We start from the raw sequence: 26,355 nt of genomic DNA on the forward strand, positions 1-26,355 counted from the left end.
CGGCCCGTGCCCGGACGTGACCGCGAGGGTCCGTGTTCCTCACCGGCCTGAGCGTCCCCCGTCCACCGTCCGGCTGGCCCGCGACCCTGCCCGCCGTGCGGCATCTCGCCGAACACGGTCTGGACCTCACCGTCCCGGTCACCTTCCTGGTGGGGGAGAACGGTTCCGGGAAGTCCACGATCGTCGAGGCGATCGCCGACGTGTGCGGCGTCAACTCCGAAGGCGGCAAGGCCGGCACCCGCTACGCCAGTACGGGCCCGGTCACCGAGCTGGGCGGGGTCCTCGACGCCGACTTCACCGTCACCGGCCTGCGCCTCACCCGGGGGCCCCGGCTCAAGCGGCGGGTGTTCTTCCTCCGCGCCGAGACCCTGATCAACCTGGGACGCGGGGTGTCGGGCCTGCCCGGATACTGGAAGGAGCACCCCGACGAGCAGTCCCACGGGGAGGGGTTCCTCACCGTGCTGGAGCACATGGTGAAGGGGCCGGGCATCTACCTGCTGGACGAGCCGGAGGCCGCCCTGTCGTTCCAGTCCTGCCTGCGGCTGGTCGGCCTGATGGACCGGGCCGCGCGCGAGGGCGGGCAGATCATCTGTGCCACCCACTCACCGATCCTGACCAGCCTCCCCGGCGCGCGCATCCTGGAACTCGGCGAGGACGGCATCCGGCCGAGGGAGTGGGAGAGCCTCCAGATCGTCGACCACTGGCGGCGCTTCCTCGCCAAGCCGGACTTCTACCTGCGCTACGTCCTGGACGACGACACCGGCGACTGACCGCCCGGCCCGACGATGGGCGGGCCGGGCTCTCCCGCGGGGACCGTTCCGCTCGCGCCGGGAAGTGCTCGCTCCGGGAAGTGCGCAGGCCGGGATCGGCCCGTTCACGCCGCGGCCGTTCACACCGTGACCGCTCATGCCGTGACCGTTCATGCCGGGGCGACTCATGCCATGACGGCTCAAGCTGGGGCCGCTCACGTCAAAGCGTTCACGCAGGCCCGTCCGGTGGTCGCGACGTCAGCTCCCGCATGGAGCTCACGGCGAGGTGCCACGGGTGGTCGCCGCCGACATCCGCGTCGGAACCGTCGCCGGGCTCGAACTCCCCGGGGCCGGACAGGACGCGCACGCCCTCGGCGCGGAGCCGCTCGACGCTGTCCCGGAACGGCGTACGGGAGGCCAGGGCGGCGCTGACGAACGGCAGGACGACCACCGGGATCCCCAGGCCCGGGGCCTCGGCCAGCAGGCCGAGGGCATAGGTGTCGGCGATCCCCTGGGCGAACTTGTTGACGGTGTTGTAGGTCGCGGGCGCGACGATGATCGCGTCGGCCCGCGGCGGCTTGGGCTCGTCCGGCGTGCGGTACCGGCTGCGCACGGGACGGCCGGTCTGCCTCTCCAGGGCGGGGACGTCGACGAAGCCCAGGGCGGACGGGGTGGCGACGACCTGGACGATCCACCCGTCGTCCTGGGCGAGCGTGACGAGACGGCCGACGCCACCGGCGGCACCCGCGGCGCACACGATGACGTAGAGGACCCGGCCGGACCCGGTCACGCGGGGACTCCGCGGGGTGCGGTGCGCTCGCGTGCCTCGTCGTGGACGCCGGCTCGGGCCGCTCCGGTCCACCCGGCGCGTTCACGGTGTCGCATCTCGCCCTCGTCCTCCGCTCCGTCGACGAGGTCCACGGTACGCGGGCCCGGAAGCGGTCCCCGTCCGGCCCGGGTCTCCGTCCGGCCAGGTCTCCGGTCGGTCCCGGTCTCCGTCCGGCCCGGTTCTCCGGTCGGGCCGCTTCCCGTACGGCACGCTTCTCCGTCCGGGCCGCGGGCGGGAGCCGGGAGGCGCCGTCGGCCCGCTCGCCACTCACCGTCTGACGACGATCACCCATCTCCGGCCGTTTCCGGCGTACGATACCGCCCTCTCGAATCCCCGTGGTCGCGATCCGGCGGTGCACATCGTCGGAGGCGGCCGTCGCCGAAGGAAGCGTGAAGATCGTGACAGAAGGCGAAGCCCCCCGTACCCGGCGCGGTGCGACAGGCGTCCGGACCGGTGTGATCCTGGCCGTGGCGTCCGCGGTGAACTACCTGGCCTGGCTGGGATGGGACCGGCAACGGGACGTCGCGCCGGACGGCACTGTCAGCGGCCCGTACCAGACCTGGCAGGTGGCGGGGCTGGTGATCGTCCTGGGGATTCTCGCCGTCGTCGCCGGCCGGCGCGGTCACCCCGTGCTCGGCACCGCCGCCGTCGCCGTCGTGACGTGGCTGGCCTGGTCGGTCGACGCCGCCCTGTCGGACGACAGCGGCCTGTGGGTCGTGGGTTCCCTGCTGCTCCTGCCCGCCCTCCTCCTGGGCGTCGGCCTGGTCGCGTTCCTGGCGTCCCGGCGCGGAGGCGCGGCCGGATAGGCAGGCCACCCGGCATCCCGGTGTCACCCGTACCGACCATAGGTAGATTGGCTACATGTAGTCCATCTGCCTATGGAAGGGGTGCTGACGGTGACCCCCACCGCCCGCCATCTGCTCGTGTGGTCGCACGTCGTGACCTCGGTGGCCTGGATGAGCCAGGCCCTCGCCCTGTTCGCGCTGAGCGGTTACGCGATGTCCTCCGGTGACGACAGCGGTTACGCGATGGCGGAACTGCTCGACACCCAGGTGCTGCTGCACTTCGCCAACGCCTCCGCCTTCACCGGGCTGATGCTGTCCGCCATGACCCGGTGGGGCTACTTCCAGTACTGGTGGGTGCTGGTCAAGTTCGCCATCACGCTCTCCCAGCTCTACGCGGGCATCTTCCTGCTCGGCCCCAGGCTCACGGCGCTCGCTCACGGTACGCGCGACGCCGACCCCGTCCTCCTCGGGGCGACGCTGCTCATGGTCTCGGCCATCGCCTTCCAGGCGTGGGTGTCGGTGGCCAAGCCGTGGAAGCGGACCCCCTGGGGAACGAGGCCCGTGAAACCTCCCGCGCCGCCGGCCTGGGTGCCCGGCTTCGTGCTCCTGGCACCCGTTCTCGACTACGTCCTCGCCACGTTCGTGGTCGGCAACCCGACGCCGCTGTTCTGCGTCCTCACCGCGCTCCTCTACCCGCTCTGGCGGGCCCGCGCCTCCCGGCGGGAGAAGGGCGGCCGGGTCCCCGCCGCGCGCTCGCGCGAGTGAGCGGGCGGCCCGCGACGGCCGGTCCCCACGAATGATCGGGCTGTCCGGGACGGCCGGTCCCCGCGGGTGGGCCGACGTCCCGGGACGGCCGGTCTCCACGAGTGATCGGGCTGTCCGGGAAAGCCGGCCCCCGCGGGTGAGAAAGGGGACTTTCCGGGAAGTCGAGTCCGCGATGGGCGACCGCGCGCCGAGGCCCGGTCGAGCCGCCCGTCCCTTCGGGATGCGTTCTTACAACAGGCTGTCATCCTTGTAAAGAGCGACCGTTAACGAACACCGGTGTTGATCTTGACGAAGATCTGCTTCGGTGTTCACGGCCGTTTCGCCGCATTGTTGGCCGTGGCAGATTTCTGCCGCCCACGAGGCACACCCCCCGGACAAAGGCAGAGACCATGGTCAAACGCGCCCTGGCAACCGTCGCCCTCTTCCTCGCCGCATCCCTCGGACTGGCGCTCCCCGCTCACGCCGTGACGCTGGAGCAGAAGCTCGCCGCGCTCTCCAACTTCTCCCAGCCCACGGCGGCCAGCGCTTCGAGCTGGCGTGCCGCCTGGCAGAACCAGGGAGCCTGGGCGGGCTACGGGTTCGACTGGTCGACCGACCTGTGCTCGACCAGCCCTGACCAGCCGCTCGGCTTCGACTTCCGGATGCCGTGCCGCCGTCACGACTTCGGTTACCGCAACTACAAGGCGGTGAGCCGGTTCCCGGCGAACAAGGCGCGCATCGACAACGCCTTCCACTTCGACATGAAGCAGGTCTGCGCTGGATACTCCGGCGTCTCCAAGACCACCTGTGACGGTCTCGCCTGGACCTACTACCAGGCGGTCAAGGAGTTCGGCACCCTCAACGTCACCAAGGCGCAGATCGAGCGGGTCCGCCAGGCCGCGCAGGAGCAGGCGGCGCAGGAGCAGGCCACCCAGGACCAGCAGGCCACCCAGGACCAGCCCGCTCAGGAGCAGGCGACCCAGGAGCAGCAGGCCACCCAGGAGCAGCCCGCTCAGGAGCAGGCCGCGCAGCAGTGAGTGCGAGGCGGCCCGGGAGCGGGCCGCCCGGCAGCCGGTGAGTGACCCGTCCGCTCCCCGCGCGAGCGGGGAGCGGAGGACCGCCGGCGACATGACGAGGCCCGCCCGGATCGCCCCCACCCATCGGGGTCCACCGGGACCGGACGCCTGACGGACACCGGAAACGACCGGGCCCGGATCGGGGACGACCTCCCGATCCGGGCCCCGGTCGTGGAACGCCCGTGTTCAGGAGGACGTGGAGCCCTCTTCCGGGGCGAACTGCGCGAGCGCGGCCTCGACCGCGGCGGCGGTGTCGGCCTCACCCGCGGTGCCCGAGGCCTCGACCGTGGCCGTCCACGCGCGCACCGACCGGAGGGAGAACTCCCGGCCCTCCGGCGAGTCCGCCACCGTGAGGGGGTCGGGGCCGTTCTCGCCGCCGACGAAGAGGTCCAGTGCCAGAAGGGCGCTGTCCCATCCGGGCCCGACGTAGAGCGCGCCCGCACCGCTGCCCACCATCGCCAGGGGAACGGTGTGCTCGAGTTCGAGGGTGGTGCCCTCTCCGGCCGGGATCAGGCGCACCTCGACCAGGCTGCTCTCGCCCCCGAAGGTCACCCTGAGCAGGCGGGGCGGCTCGCAGCGCAGGATCCTCCCGCCGGCGTTGCCTTCCAGCTGGAAGTCGCCGCCGGCGCGCAGGTCACCGCTGACCGGCAGGAACCAGCGCTTCATGCGGTCGGGGTCGGTCAGGGCGTCCCAGACCTCCTCGGCAGAGGCGTCGTAGTCGCGTCGCAGCAGGACGGCGACGTCCTCGCCGTCCCCGCCGCCGTCGCCGGGCCGGGTGCCGACCTCGCGGTGGATGGCGTTGATCTGGGCGATGATGTCGAGCATGACCTTCTCCTAGGTGTGCGGGGTGCCGGGCGTGGTGTCCGGGCCCCCGGTCGTCGTGTCCGGGTCCGTGGGGGAGCCGCGTTCGCGCCTGCCGCGGGAGATCTCGACGGCCAGCGCGTCGAGGTGCCGGCCCCAGAACCGGCGGAAGCGTTCCAGCCACATGTCGATCTCCCGTAACGGTGCGGGGTCCAGGGCGTACAGGCGTCGGTTGCCCTCCGACCGGACCGTCGCGAATCCGTTGTCCCGCAGCACGCGCAAATGCTGCGACACCGCCGATCGAGAGATCGCGAACTCCTCGCGGATCGTCGCGGTGATCAGGCCGGAGGTCTGCTCACCGTCGACGAGCAACTCCAGGATCCGGCGCCGGACCGGATCACCGAGAACGTCGAAGGCGTTCACGGGTCCGACTATGCCAGTCTCCGCTTATATAAGTCAATACTGTTATAGCGGTGACCTGCTGACTTCCTCCCGCTCGCCCGGACCGGCGCGCGATCGAACGCGCCCCTTCCCCGTCCGACCCTCACTACCGGTCCCGGCCCGGCCGTCGCACCGCGGCTCAGGGCCGGTCCACGACCGGGTCCTCCAGGACCTGGACGAGGGTGCGCGCCTGGACCCCGTCGCTGTCGGGACCGGACAGGCCGGCCATGGTCACGAGGGCCTTCCACAGTGCCCATCCGCGTGCGCGCCGCCAGGCGTCGTCGGGAAGACCGGCGGCCTCCCGGAAGATCTTCCGCTCGTCCCCGGCGAAGTGGGTCCACGCCATGACGAGGTCGCATGCGGGGTCACCGACGCCACAGGTGCCGAAGTCGATGACCGCGCTGAGCCTCCCCCCGGTGGCGAGCAGGTTGCCCGCGGCGACGTCCCCGTGGAACCACACGGGCGGGAGCGGCCAGGCCGAGGTCAGCGCGCTCGCCCAGACGGCCCGGCAGGCGGCGGCGTCGACGCCGTCCCCGAGCCTGGCGAGGGACTCCTCGACCTCGTCGCCGTAGGCGCTGGGATGGCAGCCCCGGAAGAAGGAGTGACGGCCCGCGGCCGGTCCCCGCTCCGCCGGGGCCCGGCGGAGCGCGGTCAGGAAGCCCCCGAGATCGCGCGCCAGCTCGGCCCGGTCGACGTCCGCGGCTCCGTCGACGGTCTCCCCGGGGATCCAGTGCCGTACCGACCAGGGGAACGGATAGCCGGCCCCCGGGCGCCCGGTCGCGACCGGCGCCGGTACGGGCAACGGCAGGTGCCCGGCCAGCACGGGAAGGCAGCGGTCCTCCTTCTCGACGCTCGCCACGTACCCCTCGGCGCTCGGCAGGCGCACGGACAGCCGGTCGCCGAGCCTGAAGGTCCGGTTGTCCCAGCCCTGGCGGGGCACGGGCTCGACCGGCAGGTGGGCCCACCGGGGGAACTGCTCGGAGACCAGGGCGCGCACGAGGCCGGCGTTGATGTCGATCACGCACCCCATTCTGCGCGTACCCGGCGGGCGTCATCCACCGAGATGATCCGGGCGCGGTCAGCCGGAGGCGTAGCGGGCCGCCAGGGCGCGGGAGGTCTCGGCGAGGCGGGCACGCAGCTCCGGGGGACCGAGGACCTCGACGTCCGCGCCCATGGCGAGGAACACCCCGTGGGCGTGGTCGATCGACTCGATGGGCAGCAGCGCGCGGATCCAGCCGTCAGGCTCGGCGGTCCCGGTGTCGTCCAGGGCCCGGGCGGCAGCGCCGGTGAGGCGGGACGCGGCGCCGGGCGAGAGGCGGACGACCGCCTCGTCCCGGTACAGGCGGGCGTGGAAGCCGGCCTGGTACCCCTCCCAGTGGCGGGCCAGGTCGAAGTCACCGGGAGGCTCGAACTCCTCGTCCCGCACGATGAGGCCGAGGATCTGGTCGACCCGGTACGTCCGCGGCCCCGGCCCGGCCACGACGTACCAGCGACCGGCCTTGAGCACCAACCCGTACGGCTCCAGGCGCCGGTCGACGTCGGTCGGCTCCTTCCAGCGGCGGTAGCGGACGTCGAGCACCCGGCCGCGCCACACCGCGTCGGCGACCTGCGGCAGGTACGGCACGTCGTCGTCCCCGGCGTACCAGCCGGGCGCGTCGAGGTGGAAGCGGGAGCGCATCCGGTCGGCCTGCGCGCGCAGCTCGGGCGGGAGTGCCGCGCGCAGCTTCAGCTGGGCGGTCGCGAGCGCCGAGCCGAACCCCAGGTCGGCCGCGGGGCCCGGGATGCCGGACAGGAACAGCGCCTCGGCCTCGCCGGTGTTCAGGCCGGTCAGGCGGGTGCGGTAGCCGGCCAGCAACCGGTAGCCGCCGGAGTGGCCGGCGTCCCCGTACAGGGGCACGCCCGCGCCGTGCAGCGACTCGATGTCGCGGTAGACCGTCCGGACCGACACCTCCAGCTCCCCGGCGAGCTGGGCGGCGGTCATCCGGCCCCTGGTCTGGAGCAGCAGCAGGATCGACAGGAGCCGGCTGGACTTCACTGACACAAGATGTCAGTGAACCGGCCCTACGGTCCAGCCATGGCTTTCACCGAGAAACTGCTGCGGGTGCCGCCCCCGATCGAGGTGGGGGGCCGCCGCGTCAAGCGCTACCACGTCACCGCCGACCCCTCCGGCATCGATCCGGCGGTCGAGAAGGCGGCGTACGCGATGCTCCCGGAGCTGCTTCCCGAACCGGACGGCACGCCACCGGCCACCTTCGTCGTCCTCCACCGGGGCGGGGACAGCGGGGCGTACATCAACGCGTACAGCTGGGTGTGGGACAACGCCCTGCACTTCGGCGGGGCGGTGGCGGGCCAGCCCGTGCTGGGCTGCCCGGACACCGACCCGGCGAACTTCGTCCGGCTGGAGCGGTCGCTGATCGGCTGCGTCTGGGAGCTGCCGCCCGTCCTGCACGAACGCGACGCCTGGGTACGGCACGTGCTCGCGCCCGACTCCCCCGACCTGGACGCCTACGTCGGTGACTCGCTCCCCGAGGGCACCACGGGAGACCGCCCGTGAACGACTTCGACTTCCTCGCCGGCACCTGGGACGTCGCCAACCGGCGGCGTACGGACTTCCTCGACGAGACGAGCGAGTGGGAGGAGTTCCCGGCCGTCAGCCGCGCCTCCCGGCACTTCGAGGGCGGGGCGAGCTTCGACGAGATCACGTTCCCGACCAAGGGCTTCACCGGGCTCACCCTGCGGCTGTACGACGTCGAGCGCGAGCAGTGGTCGCTGTACTGGTCCAACAGCCGCACCGGCACGCTGTTCCCGCCGGTCGTCGGCCGCTTCACCGACGGCCGGGGCGAGTTCCACGGGGACGACACCCACGCCGGGAGACAGGTGCGGGCGCGCTTCGTCTGGTCGGACGTCACCGAGCGGTCCGCCCGCTGGGAGCAGGCGTTCTCGCTGGACGGGGGAGTGACCTGGGTGACCAACTGGATCATGGAGCTGACCCGCCGCTGACCCGTTGCCTGCAGGCCGCGCGGGGGTGCGACGGCCGTCCCGGCGCCGGCCGGCCACGCGCCGGCACCGATGGTCGCGGGCCACGACACGACGGCACCTCCACCGGCGGCGATGCCACCGGTGGAGGTGCCGTCGTGGCCCCCGTGACGCTACGGCCGACCCGGGATCCCCCGCCGGGCCGAGCGGGACGTCAGTTCCAGTTGTCGACCTTGATGTCGTCGGGGGCCGGAGCACCCTGGCCGTTCTCGACCAGCGACTTCAGGCTCATCAGGAAGGTCGCCCACTTGGTGCTGCAGTGGTGCATGAACTCCACCGGCTCCTTCCAGCCCATGTGCTTGAAGAGAATGACGGTGTGGTCGTCGGCCTGGGAGAGGTTCCAGTCCACGTGCGTGCCGATCCACTCCTCGGGCCCCTCGACCACTTCCCAGAGCACGTGCTTGTCCGGGTCGAGATCGAGGGTCTTCATGTCGAACCCGCCGTTCGGGAACCGGAAGCGGAGCACGCCGCCGACGTCGCTCCCCTTCCCCTGGGTGTCGGTCGTCCACCAGCCGGCGAGCCCCTCGACGGTCGTCAGGGCCGCGTAGACCTCGGCCGGAGACGACTTGATCGCGACCCTGTGCAGGATGTCCACCATCGTTGTTCCTCTTCCCCGTGTTGTTTCTCGAATGATCTTCATGGATCTCACTGCCGCGCGTCGCGCTGGTCCTTCGCGCGCTGGACGGCCTCGGCGATCCGCTTGATGTGCCGGAGCCTGGCGTCCCATGACGCCCCCACCGACGACAGCTGCGCGACCGCGCGGGCGAGTTGCGCCTCGTCCACCCGGTATCTCCTCTCCCGGCCGGCGGACGTGGCGTGCACCAGGCCGACGCGGTCGAGGACGCCGAGATGTTTCGCGATGGCCTGCCGTGTCACGGGCAGCCGCTCGCTGAGGCTGGTGGCGGTGCCGTCACCGTCCGCCAGGAGCAGGTCGAGCATCCGCCGACGGGTCGGATCACCGACCGCGGACCACAGGTCGTCGTCGACGGCGGCGGTCACGAGGCCGCCGCCAGCCGCGTGACGTACTCCCCGAGCCGGGGGACGAAGGTGTCCCAGCCGGTGACGTGCTGGCCGTACTGCTCCTCCAGCTTGGCGGCCTCCCAGCCCATCTCCCGGAACCCGGACTCGGTGAGCTTGATCGTGGTGCCCGTGCCCGACGGGGTGAGCTCGAAGACGACCAGCAGCGAGGGGACGGTGTCGTCGACTTCGCCGCCGGGGTAGCCCCAGCGGAACGAGAACAGCCGGGGCGGCTCGGCCTCCACCACGGTCATCGGGGCGACGTCGCCCCTGTCGCCCCAGACGAACTCGCCGACGGCTCCGGGCTTCGTCTCGAAGTGGGCGTCGTCGGTCCACCACTGCGAGATGTGCTCGGGACGGCTGACGACCTCGAAGACCACCTCGGGCGAGGCGTCGACGTGGATCTCGCGTTCGATGCTGCCGTACTCCATGCTCTTCACCTCTCTATGCGCAACGTTTGGTTGCACTTCACTGTAACGCGCCGGCGCCTCATCGCGCAACCATCGGTTGCGTGATGGGGGAGCGGTCCGTCCGAGCCCCGCCCCCGCCCGGGAGGGGAGCCGCAGATCGTGATCGGCGAGGGACGAGGGGCTGGACCGGAGGCCGTACGCGACACGGCCTGCGGACCTGCTCGACGTCCGAGGCCGCCCTCCTTCAGCGGTGCGCGCGGTGGGTGCCGGGGGTGTGGCCGAAGGCGCGGCGGAAGACGTCGATGAAGGCGCTGCTGGAGGCCCAGCCGCACCGGGACGCGACGACCGTGACCGGGACGTCCTCGGCCAGCAGCCGCAGGGCATGGTGCAGGCGCACCTGGGTGCGCCACTGCGGGAAGCTCATCCCGAACTCGGCCCTGAAGAGCCGGCTCAGCGTACGGTCGCTGACGCCGGCCTCGGCGCCGAGCCGTGCCAGGGTCCGGTCGTCGGCCGGATCGTCGCGCAGGACGGCGCACACCGCGGCCAGCCGCGGATCCCTGGCGGCGGGCACGTGGACGGGCTGCTGCGTGGAACGGCGGAGCCGGTCGAGCAGGACGGCCCGCAGGCGGAGTCGCTCGGCGGCCGGGCCGCCGGGCTGCCCGGTGTAGGCGATGATCAGCTCGCGCAGCAGCGGGTCGACGCCGATGACCGCGGGCCGGTCCAGGCGCAGCGGGTTGTCCTCCACCGGCAGTCCCACCAGGTGCAGGACGGTGTCACCGTAGGCGCGATGCTCGTGGACGGCCCCGGCGGGGATCCAGATGGCCCGGGTGGCGGGGGCGATCCAGCTCCCCGCGTCGGTGATGACGGACAGCACGCCGCGACCGGCGTAGACGATCTGGTTCTCGTCGTGGCGGTGCGCGTCGATCCCGGCACCGGCGGGCAGGGGACGCAGGCCCGTCATCGCGGCCGGGGTGTGGCGGATTTCCGACATCAATTGTCATTTTATCGGAAGCGGGACGCCGTACGCGGAACCGATCATCGAGGGGACGGATCCCGGAGAGCCCGTCCCCGGCACACCCCTTTCCGCACGGCCTTCAGGAGCCCTCATCATGGACGATCTCGCGATCCCCTCCCTGGCGGAGCTGCGCAAGCGCCGCAGCGCGAAATGGCGGACCTTCCCCAACGACGTCCTGCCCCTGCCGGTGGCGGAGATGGACCTCCCGGTGGCCGAGCCGATCGCCAGGGCCCTGCACGAGGCGGTCGACCGGTCGGACACCGGCTACGCGGCACCGACCCGCGACCTCGCGGACGCGGTCAGCGGCTACGCCCGGCGTACCTGGGACTGGAAGATCGACACCGACGGCGTGCGCACCGTCGCCGACGTCGGGATCGGCATCGTCGAGGTCCTGCGCCGCGTCGCCGGCCCCGGGGACCGCGTGGTGATCAGCCCGCCGGTGTACGAGCCGTTCGCCTGGTGGGTGCGCGAGGTCGGAGCCCAGGTCGTCGAGGCACCGCTGGCCGAAGGGCCGCGGGGACGGCGGCTCGACCTGGAGGCCCTGGAACGCGCCTTCGCCGACCGCGCCACGGCGTACCTGCTGTGCAACCCGCACAACCCCGTCGGGCTCGTCCATCCACGCGAGGACCTGGTCGCGCTCGCCGGGCTGGCCGACAGGTACGGCGTCCACGTGCTGTCCGACGAGATCCACGCCCCCCTCGTCCTCCCCGGGGCCGAGTTCGTCCCCTTTCTGGAGGTGTCGGACGCGGCCAGGCGCCGGGGGTTCTCGTTCCTGTCCGCGAGCAAGGGCTGGAACCTGGCCGGGCTCAAGGCGGCCGTCGTCGTCACCGCGGACCCGGCACCCAGGAGATACGTCGACCGCCTGCCCGCGCACTCCCTCTACCGCACCGGCCACCTCGGGGTGATCGCCACGGTGGCCGCGTTCAACGACGGTGACCCATGGCTCGCCGGAACCCTCGCCATCCTCGACCACAACCGGAGGCTGCTGGGCGAGCTGCTGGCGGAGTCGCTCCCCGAGGCCCGCTACGGACCACCGGAGGCGGGCTTCCTGGCCTGGATCGACCTGCGCGCCCTCGGCTGGGGAGACGACCCCGCCGCGCACATCCTCGACGCCGCCCGGGTCGCCCTGAACGCCGGGCACCGCTACGGCTCCGCGGGCGCCGGGTTCGCCAGGCTGAACTTCGGCTGCTCCCCGCGGACCCTCACCGAGGCCGTCGCCCGCATCGCCGCGATCCGCTGAGGGGGCCGTGGGATCACGGGCACGCCGGCCGCGTGCCTGCGGAGGCGTCCCGTCTCACCACCCGGTCCGGCGCGAGACGATCCGCGCCACGATGATCTGCCACGCGGCGTACGCGAGGACGAGGATGCGTTCCGGCCATCCGATCGGGACGTCGGGGCCGAAGCCACCGTCACCGGCCCCGAGCAGGACGGCCTGGGCGACCATGAACATGACCAGCGCCGCGAAAGGCAGCGCCGCGCTCCACCACAGCGCGCGCCTGACGGTGGAGAACGAGCCGTCGCGGGCGAGCCCGAAGGCGATCAGCAGCGCCGCGACCGGAAGGAACATCAGCGCGAGGCCGGCACCGAGCCCGTGCAGCGTGCCGGTGGTGGACAGCCGATCCTGCGGGGTGCCGAGGGGATCGGTGACGAAGACGCCGCCGACGACCGTACCGGCGGCCACGACCGCCAGGACGACCGCGCCGATCCGGGCGGGGAGCCGCCGGGGCCGGGCGAGGAGCGCGATCGCCAGGGCCCCGTAGCCGGTCGCGGACAGCAGGAACGCCACCGTCATGAGCCACCCGAGGTCGCCGAGCGCGTACTCGCTGGTCGTCTGCCAGCTCGTCGAGACGTCGGGCCGGATGAGGTGGAGCAGGGCCAGCAGGAGCAGGAACGCGATGCCCGCGATCGACGAGACGCCGGCGGCGCGGGCCGGGAACGACCGCTCCGCGGGCGCGGCCGTGCGCCGGTCGTCCTGCGGGGGCGAGGGAGGTGTGAGGGTCACGATGCACTTCTTCCTGGAGCCGGACGGCGTCCTCGGAAGGTGGTAGAAGCCACGTCGTGATTCTCGACATCCGGCCGGGGAAACGGGACGACGGCGATGCCGACGAATCCGATGGTCGTCATGGCGACCACCGGCCTTCCCCTCCCACCGGTCATCCCCCGGCGCCGCGATCATCTAGCCTGACCGGCCATGGAGTACTTCGTGTACGGCCGCGACCGCCCCGGCGCCTTCGACCTCAAGATGAGCCTGAACGACGACCACTGGTCCTTCATGGACGGGTACGGGAGGCTCCTGATCGCCCGCGGACCCACGCTGAGCGGTGACGGCGACGACGCCGAGTCCACGGGCAGCCTGCACATCGTCGACCTCCCGGACGCCGAGGCCGCCCGCAGGTTCGCCTACGAGGAGCCGTACCACCGCGCCGGTGTCTTCGAGTCGGTGCTGCTCTGCCGTTTCCGCACCCTCCAGGGCAGCACCATGTGGGACTTCACCGAGGCCGTCGACGGCCACGGCCGGTTCCTGGTGATCACCACGGGCGACTCCGCCCCCGCGCCGCTCACGTCGAAACACACGATCCTGTACGGCGAGCTGCTCGATCTCGACGGCGAGGCGCGACTCGGCCGGGCGGCCATGGTGGAGGCGCCGGACCCGCAGGCCGCCGCGGCGATGCTCCCGGCCGGAGACGACCGCACGGAGGTACATTTCTGGCGCTTCGGCGGCAGACCGCCGAGCGCCACCGCGTGACCCGAGAGGGAGTGCCCGCGTCTCCCTTCTGAGGGGCACACGATGAGGGCGAGACGAGTATGGACGGCGTCCGGTTCGTTCGTCATTCCGGAACCCGAAGCGGGCACTCCTCGTTGGTCACATGGAAATGTCCCCTCAGATTCAACGAGCGACGAGGCCGTCGTCGAGCCCGACGAATCAATGACACTTCCGCCGAGTCGTCGCACTGCACACAGACGATCAATGGCTGTGCGACGACGAGACCGACGACTGCGCCTTCATCACCAATGGACGCTGCCGGGACAGCAGTGGCTTTTCCGGTCGTACTCGGAAAAGGCGATGACCGCCGTCGCCTGACCCGTGACGAGCGTGTGCGCCACCGTGTCGAGCGGAAACACCCACGACAACGGTGCCGGTCGTGGGCGGGAGGTCCGGAGCGCCGGCCGTACGGCGATCGCGCACACCGGTCGGGAGATCAGAAGTGCGTCGCGACCCCGAACACGTCGCGAAGCCGGGCCATGTCGTGACGGTCCCGGTCGGTCGGCTCGTACCCCTGATGGAAGTGAACCTGCTGGGCGACCGACAGGCAGGGCACCGGGACGCCGTCGATCACGCCCGTGACGAAGAACATGGGAACACCCTGCCGGCCCCGGCCCGGGCCGCGTCGATCGGTCAACGGCGCCGGCCGGGTCGTGCGCACCGCCGACGGCATCCCGATCCGGGTGCGGCCGGCCGGTCCGGTACCTCGGACCGGTCGCCCCGCGTGCCCGGGACGCCAGGGGAAGGGGCTTTTCCCCTCACCTTCTCCAGGCGTCCAGGCAGCGCGCCATGAACCGGAAGGGGACGGCCTGCCCCCTGGTCTGGTCGACGGTGCCGGCCAGGTGCAGGTCGAGCTCCGGACAGTGGAAGAGCCAGGTCCCGGTGACTCCCGAGTGGCCGACGAGCGTGACGGGGCGGCGCCCCGACGACATGAGCCGGCCGACCCGGAAGAACATGGTGCCCAGTCCGTACCGGAGGATGGGGATGTTGCGCAGCCGGTTGCGCCGCTCGGTGAGCAGTTCCAGTGAACAGGCGTCATCGAAGAGGTCGCCGTCGAGCAGCGCTCGCTGGAAGGCGAGAAGATCGCCGGTGGTGCTGAACAGGTCGTTGGAGGACTCGATCATCGAGGTCAGCTCCACGCGACGCTGTTTCGCATGAAGCGGTGAGGGCGTCGCGGTCGCAGGGTCCGGCGGGCGATGGCCCGGGAGCCAGGTGTGCATGAGGCCGAGCGGACCGAGGATCCTTTCGGTCAGCAGCTCGGCGAACGGCCGCCCGGTCACCGTCTCGACGATGCGGATGAGCAGCTGGAAGCCGGTGTCGGAGTAGCGTGCCTTCTGCCGGGCGGCCGTGAGGTCCTGCGGCTCGAAGTGCGGGCGCTGCTCGCGCGTGGCCCGCATCGTGTCCTCGAAGGTCCAGGCCACGTCCTGACCGGCGACGAGGCGCTCGTACAGGCTGGGGCCTCCACCGCGCCTCTCGAAGTGGTCCGGCAGTCCGGACGTGTGACTCGCGAGGTGGCGCACCGTGATCGCGGACGTCAGGTCGATCCCCCCGAGGACATGAAGCCCGTCGATCGTCTCCGCAGGCAGATAGTCGCCGATCGGCGCTGCCAGTTCGAGTTCGCAGCGCTCGTGCGCCTGCAGCACCAGCGTGACGATGAAACGCTTGGTGACGCTCGCGATGAAGAACGGGGTGTCGGGACGCAGTGGACGACCGTCGGCACCGGCAGGCCCGGAGGCGGCGGACCAGCGCCGTTCCCCGTCACCGCTTGTGACGGCGACGTTGGCGTGGTGCACGCCGCGTTGCGCCACGAGGCTCTCCAGCAGGCGCGTCAACCTCGCGTCGACGTCGTCGGGAACGCGATTGTCGTGGGCGAGGGTCGTGGCGAGCGGCGATGTCACGTGAACGTCCCCTGTCTGTGTTTTCCCAAGGTGCCCCCTCGGCGCCATGTCCTCCACCGGCCGGGGCGGGGCCGGCCGTCATCCGTGACGACCGCCGCGACGACCGCCGTGACGACCGCCGTGACCATGAGCATCACCTCTCGGGGATGATAACATGTCTAATAGACATGTCTATGAGAGTCAATAGACTCGACCGGTGGCCCACGTGATCCTCGGTCTGCTCCTGATCGCCCCGCAGACCTTCTACGACCTCATCAAGGGATTCGAGGCCGGCATCGCGCTCTTCTACAGCGCCAGCTCCGGCAGCATCAAACGCGCACTGGACACCCTGCTCACGCGAGGGCTCATCGAGGTCGCCAGCGTCGAGGCCGGAGGCCGGGGACGGAAGGTGTACCGCCTGACCGACGCCGGTCGCCGGGAGTTCCACGCGTGGATGACAGGGGACCTGACCGGGCCCGATCTGGAGACCGCGGCGCTGTCCAGGCTCTACTTCCTCGGCCTGCTGGAGCCGGCCGAACGCGTACCGGCGCTCCGTCGCGTCACGGCGCGCATCGAGGCCGACCTCGCCACGCTCTCGACCCTCGACGAGCACCTCGGCATCCCGGACATGCCCGAGGAGCACCGCGACCTCGCCACCCACCAGCGCGCGACGCTCGACTACGGCATCGCCTCACACCGCTTCGCGCTCGACTGGTTCCGTGCCCACATCGACCGGTACGAGACGCCGGAGCACTGACACCGCACGGACGCGGTCCCGGATCGTCGGACGCTCGCCACCTCGGCCACCTGGCCTACCACGGTCACCACCGCCTCGTGCTCGACTTCGGCACGGGGTTGCCGGTGGTGCGGAAGGCGAAGAGACGCTGACGGCCCGGTGACCGCGTGCAGCGCCGCTGAACACGGTCATGGCCAACCGGAACGCCGTGGGTTGCCGCCGGGGTTCGCTCAGGACGTGAACCTCCTCTCGCTCGACAGTGCAGATGATCTTCCTTTTCGCCGCGGTCAAGATCAAAGGATCTGGCACGCGAGTGAGCAAGCGGGAAGAGATCATGAGCCGTCCCGGCGCAGGAGCCGCATATGAGGCGGCGCGGATCCGTTTCGAGCTTGGTGAGGCGGTACGGCTGCGCCGCGAACAGCTCGGGCTGACCCAGGCCGAACTGGCCGAGCGCGCCGGGTTGAAGCAGCCCGCGGTGGCGCGGTTCGAGGCGGGCGGGACGATGCCGACGATCCCGATGGTGGAAAGACTTGCGGAGGCGTTGGAGATGCGGCTCAGTGTCCGGTTCCAGCCGTTGCGTGAGGCGAGCTGATCTGACCGCGAATTCCCGTGAGTGGCCGTTGTTTCCTGCCTGTTCCGGCACGCCTCTGGCACATGATCAAGGCCCTGCCCCCTCCTCGCCGGGACCATTCAGGCCGTCGAGGTCGATGAGAGTGAAACTTTCAGCGGCCAATCTGAAGTTTCGTAGATCGCGTCTCCGTGTATTTACTGTTCGCGACAGAGTCGCGTGACCAATGATACGTGAGGTGTCCTTGAGGCCGGGCCTCAAATCGCCATGCTGGACGGTCCAAGATCTGTTCTATAACCTCCGGGTGGTCCAGCACTTTTGAATGATGAGGTGTGAATTGACCGAACGCTCGCGGGGACGTCGCCTGACGACGCCGATCGCACTCGCCATCACGGCATTGGCCGCGATCCTCCTGCCCGTCACACCCGCCCATGCCGCGTACGGCCCGGATCAGCAGGTCTATGTTCAGGTGACCGCCAACGACGGATCCGGAATGCAGCTGGCCCGACTGGAAGGGACCGTCGCGTTCGACGATTCCAACACGAGGTACCGCTACTCGCTGAATCTCTGCTGGCAGAGCGGTTCCTATCCCCAGCCGTACTTCTCCATCAAGGTCAACGGCTCGCCCGCGGGCTCCCCGGTCTGGACCGGTAACACCTCGGCTGCCGGGTGCCAGCTGGTGGCCCTGTACAGCGCCGACGTCAACGCCGGCAGCGCCGTCTACAACCTCAGCTTCGACGTGACCGCGGGCTGGTTCAGCAGCAGCAACGGATATCAGCACATGACGCGTACCAAGAGCAGCGGCATCTACGACAATCCCTTCAACTGAGCCGGAGCCACGTGATCGCCGTCCGGATCGACGAACGGACGGCGTGGCCGACAAGGCGGAAGGCGAGGACGGAACATCCGTTCCGGCCGGCCGAAGACACGCCCCCTGTGCCCTGACCGGGAACAGGGGGTGTGTCATGACAGCGGAGCGCCGGCTGAAGGTTCGAGGAAACGAAGAGGAAGCCGTTACTTCTTCATCAAGGCGAACTCGCGATACCTGCCGACGAAGCCCGGCATGGGTGAAATCCATCCAAGCCGTCGAGTCCCGTGGTCGTCGACGACGGGTGAAACCCGGCCCCGCGGCGACGATTACTCGAATTCACCCGAGAGCTGCCGGGGGAGAAAGTCTCATGTGTCGTTGACATCGGGTTCTTGAACGACGGTTCCCTGATGATAGAGAACCGTCCATCCACGAGAACCGTGCTGCCAGATCGTGGCTCGTCGTGTGACCCGCCCGTTGAGGACCAAGGTGTACGTCAGCAGGTAGACGTCGGCGGCCAGCTCCCGACAATGGAAATCGGACGTCTTCCACTCCTCGGCCGGCGGATCCTTGTGGCGTTCCTCCAGGGCGTCGAGCACGTACGCACGGCTGTAACGTCTTCCTGACGCCCCCGTCTCCCAGAAATCCGGCGCAGTCAAAGCCTCGAAATCCGCCCTTGTCGTTCCGAACTCGGGCCGATGGAAGAGCGGTTCCCGCCGGACGAGCTCATCGAGGACATCGCGCAGCCGCTCATCGGTCATAAGGTCGGGTTCCATCCTCAAGACCTAACACGGCCGGGCTCGGCCGAGCATCCCGATCGGGTCCGATGCTCCTGGAGGGATGAGTCCCTCACGCCCATACTCCGGCCACGCCCGGCCTGCGGTCGGTTCGCGGACGGGAAGGCATCCGCGGAGTCCGGGAGCGAGAGATGCGTGTGCACCTCGATGACCCCCGGCAGCCCGAGCCGGAACCCGGTCACCCGTACCGCGTCCTCCGTGCCCCGACGTTGACGAGTCAAGCGGTGATTCGGGTCATCTCCCGCAGCTCCCCCCGGGTCGACTCGCAGTCCATCGCCCGCAGCCGGGCCAGCACCGGTCCGGCGTCCGCGTTGAACCGCAGCTCCTCCGGGCAGCCCTCGACGATCCGCCACAGCAGGGCCATGGCCGCGCCCGAATCGCCGTCCATCGCGTGCGCGGTGGCCACGGCCAGCAGGTGCCGCGCCTGATGGTCCTTGTCGGGGAGGCGGTCGGCGTCGACGCCCGCCGCGAGGCGGATCGCCTGCGCGTACCGGCCCGTCCGGACCGCGACCGCCACCCGGTGCAGGTCCACCTCCAGTGCGAACTCCGGGCCCAGCCGGGCGCCGATCTTGCGGGCGTGGTTCAGCAGCTCCTCGGTTCGCAGCACGTCGCTCTCCTCGGCGGCGGCGAGCGCGGCCGTCAGGTAGCAGAGCCCGGTGACCTCCGGCGACTCGGGCCGGTCGTCGATCACCGCCAGGCACAGCCAGCGCGCGTCGGCGTACCGGCCGAGCGAGACGAGCACGCCCGCCACCTCGGCCTTGGTGATGGCCGAGCCCGCCGAGGAGGCCACCGCGCGATCGGCGGCGACCAGGGCCAGCGCGTGCTGGCCGCAGCTTCGCAGCAGCGCCGCGAACAGCCGGTACGTCTGGGTGAGGATGGCCGTACCGGCCTCCCGGTCCGTGCCGGTGGCGGCCCTGGCCGACAGGTCGGCCATCGACAGCAGCGACGGCAGGCGGCGGCGCGTCTCGGTGTAGCGGTGGGGCGAGCGCTGCCAGACCTCCCAGGCCGTCATCACGTGGCGCTGCACCCGCGGCACGCTCTCGGGCGCCTCGCCGGTGAACCGGCCGGGCAGCAGCAGCGCGTTCCCGACCTCGTCGAATTCGCCGTGGTCACAGGCGTGCGGGAGTTTCGCCCGGCCGCTGACGAGCTCGGAGAGATCCTCGACGCGGAGCACTTCGGCGATCCGCATGATGGTCGACAGCCGGTCCAGGGGTCTCACCCCGTTCTCGACCAGGCGGAGCCATTCCTCGCTGCAGCCGACCAGGTCGGCCAGAATTCTCCGGGTAAGGCCACGCGAGCGGCGCCTGGCCATGATCCGCGCGCCGTCAACCAAGAAATCGCCGGCCATGCCGCCACATTAGGTGAGGAATTCGAGACCCTCGGTGGCAGGAAACGACGGCAACTTCTTGCCATTCATACCCCCCTGGAATGTGGGTTATTCTGGAGGGTTCACCATGATGCAACTCCAGTTGGATTCAGCCGGTCGGGCTCCGCCGACACTGCCGCTACACCATTCGGCAGGAGGAGACCACGATGGCGATCGACGTCGAGTCGATTCGGAAGGAATTCCCGTTCTTCGAAACCGCCCCTGACGGTTCCCGCCCACCCGTGTACCTCGACAGCGCCGCCACCACACAGAAGCCCGCCGTTGTCCTGGACGCGTTGAACCACTACTACATCCGCACCAATGCGAATGTGCACCGGGGCGTGTACCGGCTGGCCGTACAGGCGACCGAGCTGTACGAAGGAGCGCGAAGCACGATCGCCACGTTCGTGCGGGCACCGCGAGCCGAGGAGATCGTGTTCACCAAGAACGCGACCGAGGCCGTCAACCTGCTGGCCAACTCCTTCATCTGGGCGGACGGGCCGCTCCGCATCGGCCCCGGCGACGAGATCGTCCTGACCGAGATGGAGCACCACTCCAACCTGATCCCCTGGCGGCTGCTGGCCGAGCGGGTGGGGGCGAAGGTCAGATACCTCGGCATCACCGACGACGGCCGCCTGGACCTCTCCGACCTGAGCGAGAAGATCACCGAGCGGACCAAGGTCGTCACGGTCGTGCACGCCTCGAACATCCTGGGCACGGTGAACCCGGTCGCGACGATCGCCGCCCGCGCGCACGAGGTCGGCGCCCTGATGGTCGTCGACGCGGCCCAGTCGGTCCCGCACCTCGGCATCGACGTCACCGCGCTGGGAGCCGACTTCGTCACGTTCTCCGGCCACAAGATGTGCGGACCCACCGGGATCGGCGCCCTGTGGGGCAGGTACGAACTCCTGGAAGCGCTCCCGCCCTTTCTCGGCGGCGGCGAGATGATCGAGAACGTCACGGTGGACTCCATGCACTACGCCGCGCCCCCGCTCAAGTTCGAGGCCGGCACACCCCCGGTCGCGCAGGCCGTCGGCCTCGGCGCCGCCTGCGACTTCCTGAGCGGGATCGGCATGGACGCGATCGCCGCCCACGACCAGGCCCTGATCGAGTACGCCCTGGACCGGCTCGGCGACGTGCCCGGCATCCGCTTCATCGGCCCGACCGGCACCGCGAACCGGCTGCCGCTGCTGTCGTTCGTGGTGGACGGCGTCCCGCTGCAGCGCATGCGTACGAGCCTGGACGAGGCGGGCATCGCCGTTCGTTCCGGCAACCACTGCGCGCAGCTCGCGTGCAGCCGGTTCGGCGTCCCCGCCGCGATCCGCGCCTCGTTCTACCTGTACAACTCTCCCGACGAGGTCGACATCCTCGCCGAGACCCTGGAGACGGCCACCAGGTCCCGGACAGCCGTGACCGCGGACACCTCCTTCGACGTCGGCCAGGTACGGCCGTACAAGGACATCCTGCTCCCGTCGATCTTCCAGCCGTGGGCGGAGCACCTGGTCGAGGCGCTTGCGCCGGCCCCCGGCACCAAGGCGCTCGACGTCGGCACCGGCCCCGGCACCGTCGCGCGGGTGCTGGCCAGGGCGGTCGGCCCCACCGGTGCCGTGGTCGGCACCGACCTCAACCCCGCCATGCTCGCCCTCGCCGCCGAACCACCCACCGTCGACGGCGCCCCCATCCAGTACGTGGAATGCGGCGCCACCCCGCTGCACGTCTCCGACGAGGCGTTCGACCTGATCACCATGCAGCAGGTCCTGCAGTTCGTTCCCGACCGCGGCGCGGCGCTGGCCGAGATGCGCCGGGCCGCCCGTCCCGGCGCGCGGATCGCCATCGCCACCTGGCAGCCGCTGCACCGCAACCCGCTCTTCCGTGCCCTGTACGACGCCGTCGCCACCGTCCTCGGCCCCGACAGGGCGGACCTCTTCGAGGAACCGTGGTCCCTGCCCGGGATCGAGGTCGCCACCCTGGCGAAGGAGGCCGGTTTCGTCGACGTCGAACTCCACGAGTGGACGCTGCCGGTCACCGTTCCCGGCGGGCCCGACGCGATCTGCTGCCTGTTCGACTTCTCCGCGGTCGGTCCGTACATCGGTTCGCGTCGCGCCGACCTCACGGCCGCCGTACGCGCGAACCTGGCGCACTGCACGGACGAGACCGGCGTCCACTCGGAGACCGCGGTGACCCTGGTGACCGCTCGGACCTGATCGTCGCTCTTTCCCAGAGGGCCACCTTCCGTCGGGAGGTGGCCTTTTCTCCGCACGCACAGGGTGAGGCGCGGACCGCCGATATCGACCGAGCGATCGTTGGTAAGAAGCGGTGTGAGGCAGAGCACGTGACCACCACGCACGTGTTCGAGAGGAGCGCATGATGGGTCACAGCCGTTGGGAGACCTATAGGACGAAGCGTGTGCGCGAAATGGGATCGGACGCGCAGCCTCCAAGATCGAGAAGTGGATGCGGGGCAGACCTGGTGCTCGGTTCCCGCTGGGCATGGCCATCGCTGTCGGTGGCATGATAAGTAGGATAAAGAGCATGAGTGAGCCTACCGGTAAGTACTCGATCACCATGCCGCGTGACATCGCGGAGGCAGCACGGTCCCGGAGCGGCCCTTCCGGTCTGTCCGCCTACGTCACCGCCGCCGTCGCCCGCCAGATCGAGCGCGACAACCTCAGTGAACTCATCCAGGTCGCCGAGGCCGAGCACGGCCCCATTGCCGACGACGAAGTCCGGGCACTGCGCGACCAACTCAACCAGGCACGGCAGGGACAGGCCCAGGGTGGGACGGACGCTGTATGACCCGTTCTCCCGCCACCCCCGGCGGCACGCTGGTCCTCGACAGCGAGGGACTGGCCAAAGTCGTCCTGCGTGACCGCACGGTCACCACATGGCTCGCCCTCGCCCGCGCCGACGATCTCCGCGTCATCGCCTCCGCCGCCACCCTCGTCGAAGTGGTCCACCCCCGCATCAACCGGCCGGCTCTGGAGTGGTCGCTGTCCCGACTTGTCGTCGAACCGGTCACCGAACCGATCGCCCGCCACGCCGCCGCACTTCTGTCCGGCGCCGGCCTGCACGGGCACACGTACGCCATCGATGCGATGCTCAGCGCAACAGCCCTCGCCGCCCCCGGCCCCGTTACGGTTCTCACCTCCGACCCGGAGGACCTTGCCGCCCTGTGCGGCGGACGCGTCACCGTCATCAAGGTCTGAGCTGCGCGCGATGACGAGCATGACGGAGCGGTGGGAGCAACGAGAGCCAATGGCCCGAGAAGATCGAACGGTCCTGGAAACGACGAAGGCCCGGGTCGGGAATGCATCCCTGACCTGGGCCTTGAATCGTGGAGCGGGTGACGGGAATCGAACCCGCGCTGTCAGCTTGGGAAGCTGATGTTCTGCCATTGAACTACACCCGCGTGCGGTGTGCCGCGTGACCACTCTAGCGGAAACTCGGGAGGCTCTGGACCTCCCCGGCGCGAGATTCTCGGCATCCCGAGGTGCGGGAGCGCCGCCGCCCCGGGGGCGTGGCGTTGGTAGGTTGCCTCACGTGCTGCTTTCCGATCGTGACATCGCCGCGGAGATCGAGGCCGGAAGGGTCAGGATCGACCCCTTCGAGCAGGAGATGATCCAGCCCTCCAGCGTCGACGTACGCCTGGACCGTTACTTCAGGGTCTTCGAGAACCACCGGTACCCGCACATCGATCCGGCGGTGGAGCAGCCCGATCTGACGCGGATGGTGGAGCCGGACAAGGGTGAGCCGTTCATCCTGCATCCGGGGGAGTTCGTGCTGGCCAGTACGTACGAGGTCGTCACATTGCCGGACGATCTCGCCTCGCGGCTGGAGGGCAAGAGCTCGCTGGGCAGGCTCGGCCTGCTCACCCACTCCACGGCCGGATTCATCGACCCCGGGTTCAGCGGGCACGTCACGCTCGAACTCTCCAACGTCGCGACGTTGCCGATCAAGCTCTGGCCGGGGATGAAGATCGGCCAGCTCTGCCTGTTCCGGCTCAGCTCTCCGGCCGAGTATCCGTACGGCTCGGAGAAGTACGGGTCGCGCTACCAGGGGCAGCGGGGGCCGACGCCGAGCCGTTCGTACCTGAACTTCCACCGGACGCCCATCTGACGGTCACCGGATCCGGGGCGACCGAAACCCGGGAACCAGCGGTCCGTAAGCCGGGGAGCCGGAAGCCGAGGGCCCGGGAAGCCGGAAGCCGATGGATGGGGAAGCCGGAAGCCGAGGGCCGGGGAGGAACCGGGAGTCGAGGGCTGCGCAGCCGTAAGTTCGAGGGACAGCCGTAAGTTCGAGGGGCAAGGGAACCAAAGCCGCGAAACAGGGGCCAGGAGGCCGAAGGGGCGCACGGCCGCGAAGCGGGAAGCGGAGGGCGCGGGCGCCGGGTGACGTGGGCACGCGACCGGGAACCCGGGACGCCCGGCCGGAAACGGACGACCGGAGACCGGGAATCGGCCGGGAGCGGGACGGCCTTCCGGGGGAAGGACGCCTGCCGGAGGAAGGTCCGGACGCGGCGGGACGGCAGGTCGTGATGGAAATCACCCTGCTCGTCGTGCGCGATCGCGGACCCCGGCCGACCTCCGTGGATCTCCGTCAGGCACGCCGAAATCGGGGATCCCGGAGGACGGCACGGGCGACGCGCCGGACGGGCTTCCCGGAGAGAGTCCTATACGTGACCTGGCTTCGGCATAATGTGGCCGAAAACCAGCAAAACGGTCACGGAAAGTTGCCCTCCAGGCTGCCTCAAGCCGAGTGTCTCCGGGTATGCGCCGGGTAGCGACATGAGGAAGAGTGCGTGTCTAGCGGGTGAAGTTCGCATTTCCGCTGGTAACCCGTACCCTTCTCTGCGGACCATCCCCGCACATCTGGAGAACGACGTGCGCCTGCGTCTCACACCGAGTGAGGACAGCTACTACGACTTGTTCGCCGACTCGGCGAACAACCTCGTCACAGCGTCCCGTCTGCTGGTAGAGATCATCAGTGACGGATCGGACCGGGAAGCCCTGGCCGAGAAGATGCGCGCCTGTGAGCACGCCGGTGACGAGCGTACTCACGCGATCATGAACCGGCTCAACGAGAGCTTCATCACCCCCTTCGACCGCGAGGACATCTACCGCCTCGCCTCGAACCTCGACGACGTCATGGACTACATGGAGGCGGCCGCCGACCTCATCGTCCTGTACCAGATCGACCACCTTCCCAAGGAGGTCGTCCGGCAGGTCGAGGTCCTGGAACGCGCCGCGGAGCTCACCGCCGAGGCCATGCCCCGGCTGCGCTCGATGAAGAACCTGAACGAGTACTGGATCGAGATCAACCGGCTGGAGAACCAGGCCGACCAGGTCTACCGCCGCCTTCTCGCCAAGCTCTTCGGCGGGGAGTACGACGCGTTGACCGTCCTCAAGATGAAGGAGGTCATCGACCAGCTCGAGATGGCCGCCGACGCCTTCGAGCACGTGGCCAACACGATCGAGTCGATCGCGGTCAAGGAAAGCTAAGTGGATCTCACGCTCGCACTCGTCATCGGCGTGGTGGTCGTGGCGCTGGTGTTCGACTACACCAACGGCTTCCACGACGCCGCGAACGCGATCGCGACCTCCGTCTCGACGCGCGCGCTGACGCCGAGGGCCGCGCTGTTCATGGCCGCGGCCATGAACTTCCTGGGTGCGCATCTCGGTACGCAGGTGGCCGCCACGGTCGGCAAGGGCATCATCGACGCCCCGAACGGCAGTCACGGCCTCGTCATCGTGGGGGCCGGACTGATCGGCGCGATCACCTGGAACCTCGTCACGTGGTACTTCGGCCTCCCCTCCTCCAGCAGCCACGCGCTGATCGGCGGCCTGGTCGGCGCCGCGATCGCCTCGGCGAGCACCGTCCACTGGGACGGGGTGCTGGAGAAGGTCGTCATCCCGATGATCCTGTCCCCGCTGATCGGCTTCAGCCTCGCCGGGCTCATCATGATCGCCATTCTCTGGGGGTTCCGCAGGTCTCAGCCCTCGAAGACCAACCGCGGGTTCCGGCTCGCGCAGACCGTCTCCGCAGCGGCGATGGCGCTGGGCCACGGTCTCCAGGACGCCCAGAAGACGATGGGCGTCATCTTCCTGGCCCTCGTGGTCGGCGGGTACCAGAACAACGGCGACCCGATCCCGCAGTGGGTCATCCTCTCGGCCGCCACGGCCATCTCGCTCGGCACCTACGCGGGCGGCTGGCGGATCATGCGAACCCTGGGCCGCCGGATCATCGCGCTCGACCCCCCGCAGGGGTTCGCGGCGGAGACCGCCGCGGCGACCGTGCTCTACACCGCGGCCATCGGCTTCGGTGCCCCCATCTCGACCACCCACACGATCACCAGCGCCATCATGGGCGTCGGTGCCACCAAGCGCCTGTCGGCCGTGCGGTGGGGTGTCGCGGGCAACATCGTGACCGCCTGGATCCTGACGATCCCGGCCGCCGCGCTGGTCGCCGCGCTGTCCTACTTCGCGCTCCACTGGATGGTCGAGTAGCGGGCCGCGAGGGCCGGGGCGGGCGCGCCGCCCC

The 26,355-nt window shown here is 70.1% G+C and carries 31 protein-coding genes and 1 tRNA gene; 17 read left to right on the plus strand and 15 right to left on the minus strand.

Annotated elements, in window-relative coordinates:
- Window positions 1–32: 32 nt before the first annotated feature.
- Window positions 33–770: an AAA family ATPase gene (locus ACIBCT_RS02190; protein WP_399185586.1), complete on the plus strand. Its 738-nt coding sequence runs from the start codon at window positions 33–35 to the stop codon at window positions 768–770.
- Window positions 771–978: 208 nt separating this feature from the next.
- Here the strand turns inward: ACIBCT_RS02190 and ACIBCT_RS02195 are convergent, their stop codons facing one another.
- The gene (locus tag ACIBCT_RS02195) at window positions 979–1,539 is read right to left on the minus strand and encodes a flavoprotein (protein ID WP_399185587.1); all 561 of its coding nucleotides are present in this window, start codon (window positions 1,537–1,539) and stop codon (window positions 979–981) included.
- Window positions 1,540–1,976: 437 nt separating this feature from the next.
- On the opposite strand from ACIBCT_RS02195, the gene ACIBCT_RS02200 reads away from it, so the two are divergent.
- The 3 genes from ACIBCT_RS02200 (at window position 1,977) to ACIBCT_RS02210 (ending at window position 4,144) form a co-directional block, all read left to right on the plus strand.
- Window positions 1,977–2,384, plus strand: a complete 408-nt coding sequence (locus ACIBCT_RS02200) for a hypothetical protein (RefSeq protein ID WP_399185588.1) — start codon at window positions 1,977–1,979, stop codon at window positions 2,382–2,384.
- A gap of 72 nt (window positions 2,385–2,456) precedes the next feature.
- A complete protein-coding gene (locus ACIBCT_RS02205) occupies window positions 2,457–3,128 on the plus strand; it encodes a hypothetical protein (RefSeq protein WP_399185589.1) in 672 nt (223 codons plus the stop codon).
- Window positions 3,129–3,517: 389 nt separating this feature from the next.
- On the plus strand, window positions 3,518–4,144 hold the full coding sequence (locus tag ACIBCT_RS02210; protein WP_399185590.1) for a phospholipase: 627 nt from the start codon (window positions 3,518–3,520) through the stop codon (window positions 4,142–4,144).
- 225 nt (window positions 4,145–4,369) lie between these two features.
- On the opposite strand, the gene ACIBCT_RS02215 is transcribed toward ACIBCT_RS02210, so the two are convergent.
- The 4 genes from ACIBCT_RS02215 to ACIBCT_RS02230 form a co-directional block, all read right to left on the minus strand.
- Window positions 4,370–5,008: an SRPBCC family protein gene (locus ACIBCT_RS02215; protein ID WP_399185591.1), complete on the minus strand. Its 639-nt coding sequence runs from the start codon at window positions 5,006–5,008 to the stop codon at window positions 4,370–4,372.
- A gap of 9 nt (window positions 5,009–5,017) precedes the next feature.
- Window positions 5,018–5,407 carry an ArsR/SmtB family transcription factor gene (locus ACIBCT_RS02220; RefSeq protein ID WP_399185592.1) on the minus strand — a complete coding sequence of 130 codons (390 nt, stop codon included), beginning with the start codon at window positions 5,405–5,407 and terminating at the stop codon, window positions 5,018–5,020.
- A gap of 157 nt (window positions 5,408–5,564) precedes the next feature.
- Window positions 5,565–6,446, minus strand: coding sequence for an aminoglycoside phosphotransferase family protein (locus ACIBCT_RS02225; RefSeq protein ID WP_399185593.1), 882 nt, complete (start codon window positions 6,444–6,446; stop codon window positions 5,565–5,567).
- A gap of 57 nt (window positions 6,447–6,503) precedes the next feature.
- Entirely contained in the window at window positions 6,504–7,460 is a 957-nt protein-coding gene (locus ACIBCT_RS02230; RefSeq protein ID WP_399185594.1) for a helix-turn-helix transcriptional regulator, read from the minus strand.
- A 39-nt stretch (window positions 7,461–7,499) separates the two neighbouring features.
- Between ACIBCT_RS02230 and ACIBCT_RS02235 the strand changes: the two genes are divergently transcribed.
- Both ACIBCT_RS02235 and ACIBCT_RS02240 read left to right on the plus strand, forming a co-directional pair.
- The gene (locus ACIBCT_RS02235) at window positions 7,500–7,979 is read left to right on the plus strand and encodes a hypothetical protein (protein ID WP_399185595.1); all 480 of its coding nucleotides are present in this window, start codon (window positions 7,500–7,502) and stop codon (window positions 7,977–7,979) included.
- Complete coding sequence (locus tag ACIBCT_RS02240) at window positions 7,976–8,425, plus strand: hypothetical protein (protein WP_399185596.1); 450 nt, start codon at window positions 7,976–7,978, stop codon at window positions 8,423–8,425. The genes ACIBCT_RS02235 and ACIBCT_RS02240 overlap by 4 nt, the downstream gene beginning before the upstream one ends.
- Before the next feature lie 190 nt (window positions 8,426–8,615).
- Here ACIBCT_RS02240 and ACIBCT_RS02245 read toward each other — a convergent pair whose 3' ends face one another.
- The 4 genes from ACIBCT_RS02245 to ACIBCT_RS02260 all read right to left on the minus strand — a co-directional run bounded on the left by ACIBCT_RS02245 (window position 8,616) and on the right by ACIBCT_RS02260 (window position 10,879).
- A complete protein-coding gene (locus ACIBCT_RS02245) occupies window positions 8,616–9,059 on the minus strand; it encodes an SRPBCC domain-containing protein (RefSeq protein WP_399185597.1) in 444 nt (147 codons plus the stop codon).
- 47 nt (window positions 9,060–9,106) lie between these two features.
- Window positions 9,107–9,460, minus strand: a complete 354-nt coding sequence (locus ACIBCT_RS02250) for an ArsR/SmtB family transcription factor (RefSeq protein WP_399185598.1) — start codon at window positions 9,458–9,460, stop codon at window positions 9,107–9,109.
- Entirely contained in the window at window positions 9,457–9,909 is a 453-nt protein-coding gene (locus ACIBCT_RS02255; RefSeq protein ID WP_399185599.1) for an SRPBCC family protein, read from the minus strand. Before ACIBCT_RS02255 ends, ACIBCT_RS02250 begins: the two co-directional genes overlap by 4 nt.
- 223 nt (window positions 9,910–10,132) lie before the next feature.
- Window positions 10,133–10,879 (minus strand): AraC family transcriptional regulator, encoded by a 747-nt coding sequence (locus ACIBCT_RS02260; RefSeq protein ID WP_399185600.1) that lies wholly within the window; start codon window positions 10,877–10,879, stop codon window positions 10,133–10,135.
- 118 nt (window positions 10,880–10,997) lie between these two features.
- Between ACIBCT_RS02260 and ACIBCT_RS02265 the strand changes: the two genes are divergently transcribed.
- Window positions 10,998–12,143 (plus strand): MalY/PatB family protein, encoded by a 1,146-nt coding sequence (locus ACIBCT_RS02265; RefSeq protein WP_399185601.1) that lies wholly within the window; start codon window positions 10,998–11,000, stop codon window positions 12,141–12,143.
- A 54-nt stretch (window positions 12,144–12,197) separates the two neighbouring features.
- Here the strand turns inward: ACIBCT_RS02265 and ACIBCT_RS02270 are convergent, their stop codons facing one another.
- Window positions 12,198–12,905 carry a DUF998 domain-containing protein gene (locus ACIBCT_RS02270; RefSeq protein WP_399185602.1) on the minus strand — a complete coding sequence of 236 codons (708 nt, stop codon included), beginning with the start codon at window positions 12,903–12,905 and terminating at the stop codon, window positions 12,198–12,200.
- A 189-nt stretch (window positions 12,906–13,094) separates the two neighbouring features.
- Here ACIBCT_RS02270 and ACIBCT_RS02275 point away from each other — a divergent pair, with 189 nt between their 5' ends.
- Window positions 13,095–13,649, plus strand: coding sequence for a YciI family protein (locus tag ACIBCT_RS02275; RefSeq protein WP_399185603.1), 555 nt, complete (start codon window positions 13,095–13,097; stop codon window positions 13,647–13,649).
- A 454-nt stretch (window positions 13,650–14,103) separates the two neighbouring features.
- On the opposite strand, the gene ACIBCT_RS02280 is transcribed toward ACIBCT_RS02275, so the two are convergent.
- Together ACIBCT_RS02280 and ACIBCT_RS02285 are read right to left on the minus strand one after the other, a co-directional pair.
- Window positions 14,104–14,259: a nucleotidyltransferase domain-containing protein gene (locus ACIBCT_RS02280; protein ID WP_399185604.1), complete on the minus strand. Its 156-nt coding sequence runs from the start codon at window positions 14,257–14,259 to the stop codon at window positions 14,104–14,106.
- A 166-nt stretch (window positions 14,260–14,425) separates the two neighbouring features.
- Window positions 14,426–15,565 (minus strand): serine hydrolase domain-containing protein, encoded by a 1,140-nt coding sequence (locus ACIBCT_RS02285; RefSeq protein ID WP_399185605.1) that lies wholly within the window; start codon window positions 15,563–15,565, stop codon window positions 14,426–14,428.
- Window positions 15,566–15,761: 196 nt separating this feature from the next.
- Here ACIBCT_RS02285 and ACIBCT_RS02290 point away from each other — a divergent pair, with 196 nt between their 5' ends.
- The 3 genes from ACIBCT_RS02290 (at window position 15,762) to ACIBCT_RS02300 (ending at window position 17,677) form a co-directional block, all read left to right on the plus strand.
- The gene (locus ACIBCT_RS02290) at window positions 15,762–16,301 is read left to right on the plus strand and encodes a helix-turn-helix transcriptional regulator (protein ID WP_399185606.1); all 540 of its coding nucleotides are present in this window, start codon (window positions 15,762–15,764) and stop codon (window positions 16,299–16,301) included.
- A gap of 313 nt (window positions 16,302–16,614) precedes the next feature.
- A complete protein-coding gene (locus ACIBCT_RS02295) occupies window positions 16,615–16,872 on the plus strand; it encodes a helix-turn-helix domain-containing protein (protein WP_399186087.1) in 258 nt (85 codons plus the stop codon).
- A 469-nt stretch (window positions 16,873–17,341) separates the two neighbouring features.
- Window positions 17,342–17,677 (plus strand): hypothetical protein, encoded by a 336-nt coding sequence (locus ACIBCT_RS02300; RefSeq protein WP_399185607.1) that lies wholly within the window; start codon window positions 17,342–17,344, stop codon window positions 17,675–17,677.
- 347 nt (window positions 17,678–18,024) lie between these two features.
- Here ACIBCT_RS02300 and ACIBCT_RS02305 read toward each other — a convergent pair whose 3' ends face one another.
- Both ACIBCT_RS02305 and ACIBCT_RS02310 read right to left on the minus strand, forming a co-directional pair.
- On the minus strand, window positions 18,025–18,417 hold the full coding sequence (locus ACIBCT_RS02305) for a DUF4440 domain-containing protein (protein WP_399185608.1): 393 nt from the start codon (window positions 18,415–18,417) through the stop codon (window positions 18,025–18,027).
- 253 nt (window positions 18,418–18,670) lie between these two features.
- Window positions 18,671–19,801 carry a helix-turn-helix domain-containing protein gene (locus tag ACIBCT_RS02310; protein WP_399185609.1) on the minus strand — a complete coding sequence of 377 codons (1,131 nt, stop codon included), beginning with the start codon at window positions 19,799–19,801 and terminating at the stop codon, window positions 18,671–18,673.
- Window positions 19,802–19,986: 185 nt separating this feature from the next.
- On the opposite strand from ACIBCT_RS02310, the gene ACIBCT_RS02315 reads away from it, so the two are divergent.
- From ACIBCT_RS02315 to ACIBCT_RS02325, 3 genes are all read left to right on the plus strand, one after another.
- On the plus strand, window positions 19,987–22,023 hold the full coding sequence (locus ACIBCT_RS02315; protein WP_399185610.1) for a SufS family cysteine desulfurase: 2,037 nt from the start codon (window positions 19,987–19,989) through the stop codon (window positions 22,021–22,023).
- 327 nt (window positions 22,024–22,350) lie between these two features.
- Window positions 22,351–22,614, plus strand: a complete 264-nt coding sequence (locus tag ACIBCT_RS02320; protein ID WP_399185611.1) for a CopG family transcriptional regulator — start codon at window positions 22,351–22,353, stop codon at window positions 22,612–22,614.
- Complete coding sequence (locus ACIBCT_RS02325) at window positions 22,611–23,024, plus strand: type II toxin-antitoxin system VapC family toxin (RefSeq protein WP_399185612.1); 414 nt, start codon at window positions 22,611–22,613, stop codon at window positions 23,022–23,024. The genes ACIBCT_RS02320 and ACIBCT_RS02325 overlap by 4 nt, the downstream gene beginning before the upstream one ends.
- Before the next feature lie 129 nt (window positions 23,025–23,153).
- Here the strand turns inward: ACIBCT_RS02325 and ACIBCT_RS02330 are convergent.
- A tRNA-Gly gene (locus ACIBCT_RS02330) sits at window positions 23,154–23,227 on the minus strand.
- Window positions 23,228–23,358: 131 nt separating this feature from the next.
- Here ACIBCT_RS02330 and dcd point away from each other — a divergent pair.
- The 3 genes from dcd to ACIBCT_RS02345 all read left to right on the plus strand — a co-directional run bounded on the left by dcd (window position 23,359) and on the right by ACIBCT_RS02345 (window position 26,321).
- Window positions 23,359–23,934, plus strand: a complete 576-nt coding sequence (gene dcd, locus ACIBCT_RS02335) for a dCTP deaminase (protein WP_399185613.1) — start codon at window positions 23,359–23,361, stop codon at window positions 23,932–23,934.
- A gap of 764 nt (window positions 23,935–24,698) precedes the next feature.
- Window positions 24,699–25,316: a DUF47 domain-containing protein gene (locus ACIBCT_RS02340; RefSeq protein WP_030924556.1), complete on the plus strand. Its 618-nt coding sequence runs from the start codon at window positions 24,699–24,701 to the stop codon at window positions 25,314–25,316.
- On the plus strand, window positions 25,317–26,321 hold the full coding sequence (locus tag ACIBCT_RS02345) for an anion permease (RefSeq protein WP_399185614.1): 1,005 nt from the start codon (window positions 25,317–25,319) through the stop codon (window positions 26,319–26,321).
- Window positions 26,322–26,355 lie beyond the last annotated feature (34 nt).

The organism is Streptosporangium sp. NPDC050855, assembly GCF_044456585.1.
GTDB lineage: Bacteria > Actinomycetota > Actinomycetes > Streptosporangiales > Streptosporangiaceae > Streptosporangium > Streptosporangium longisporum.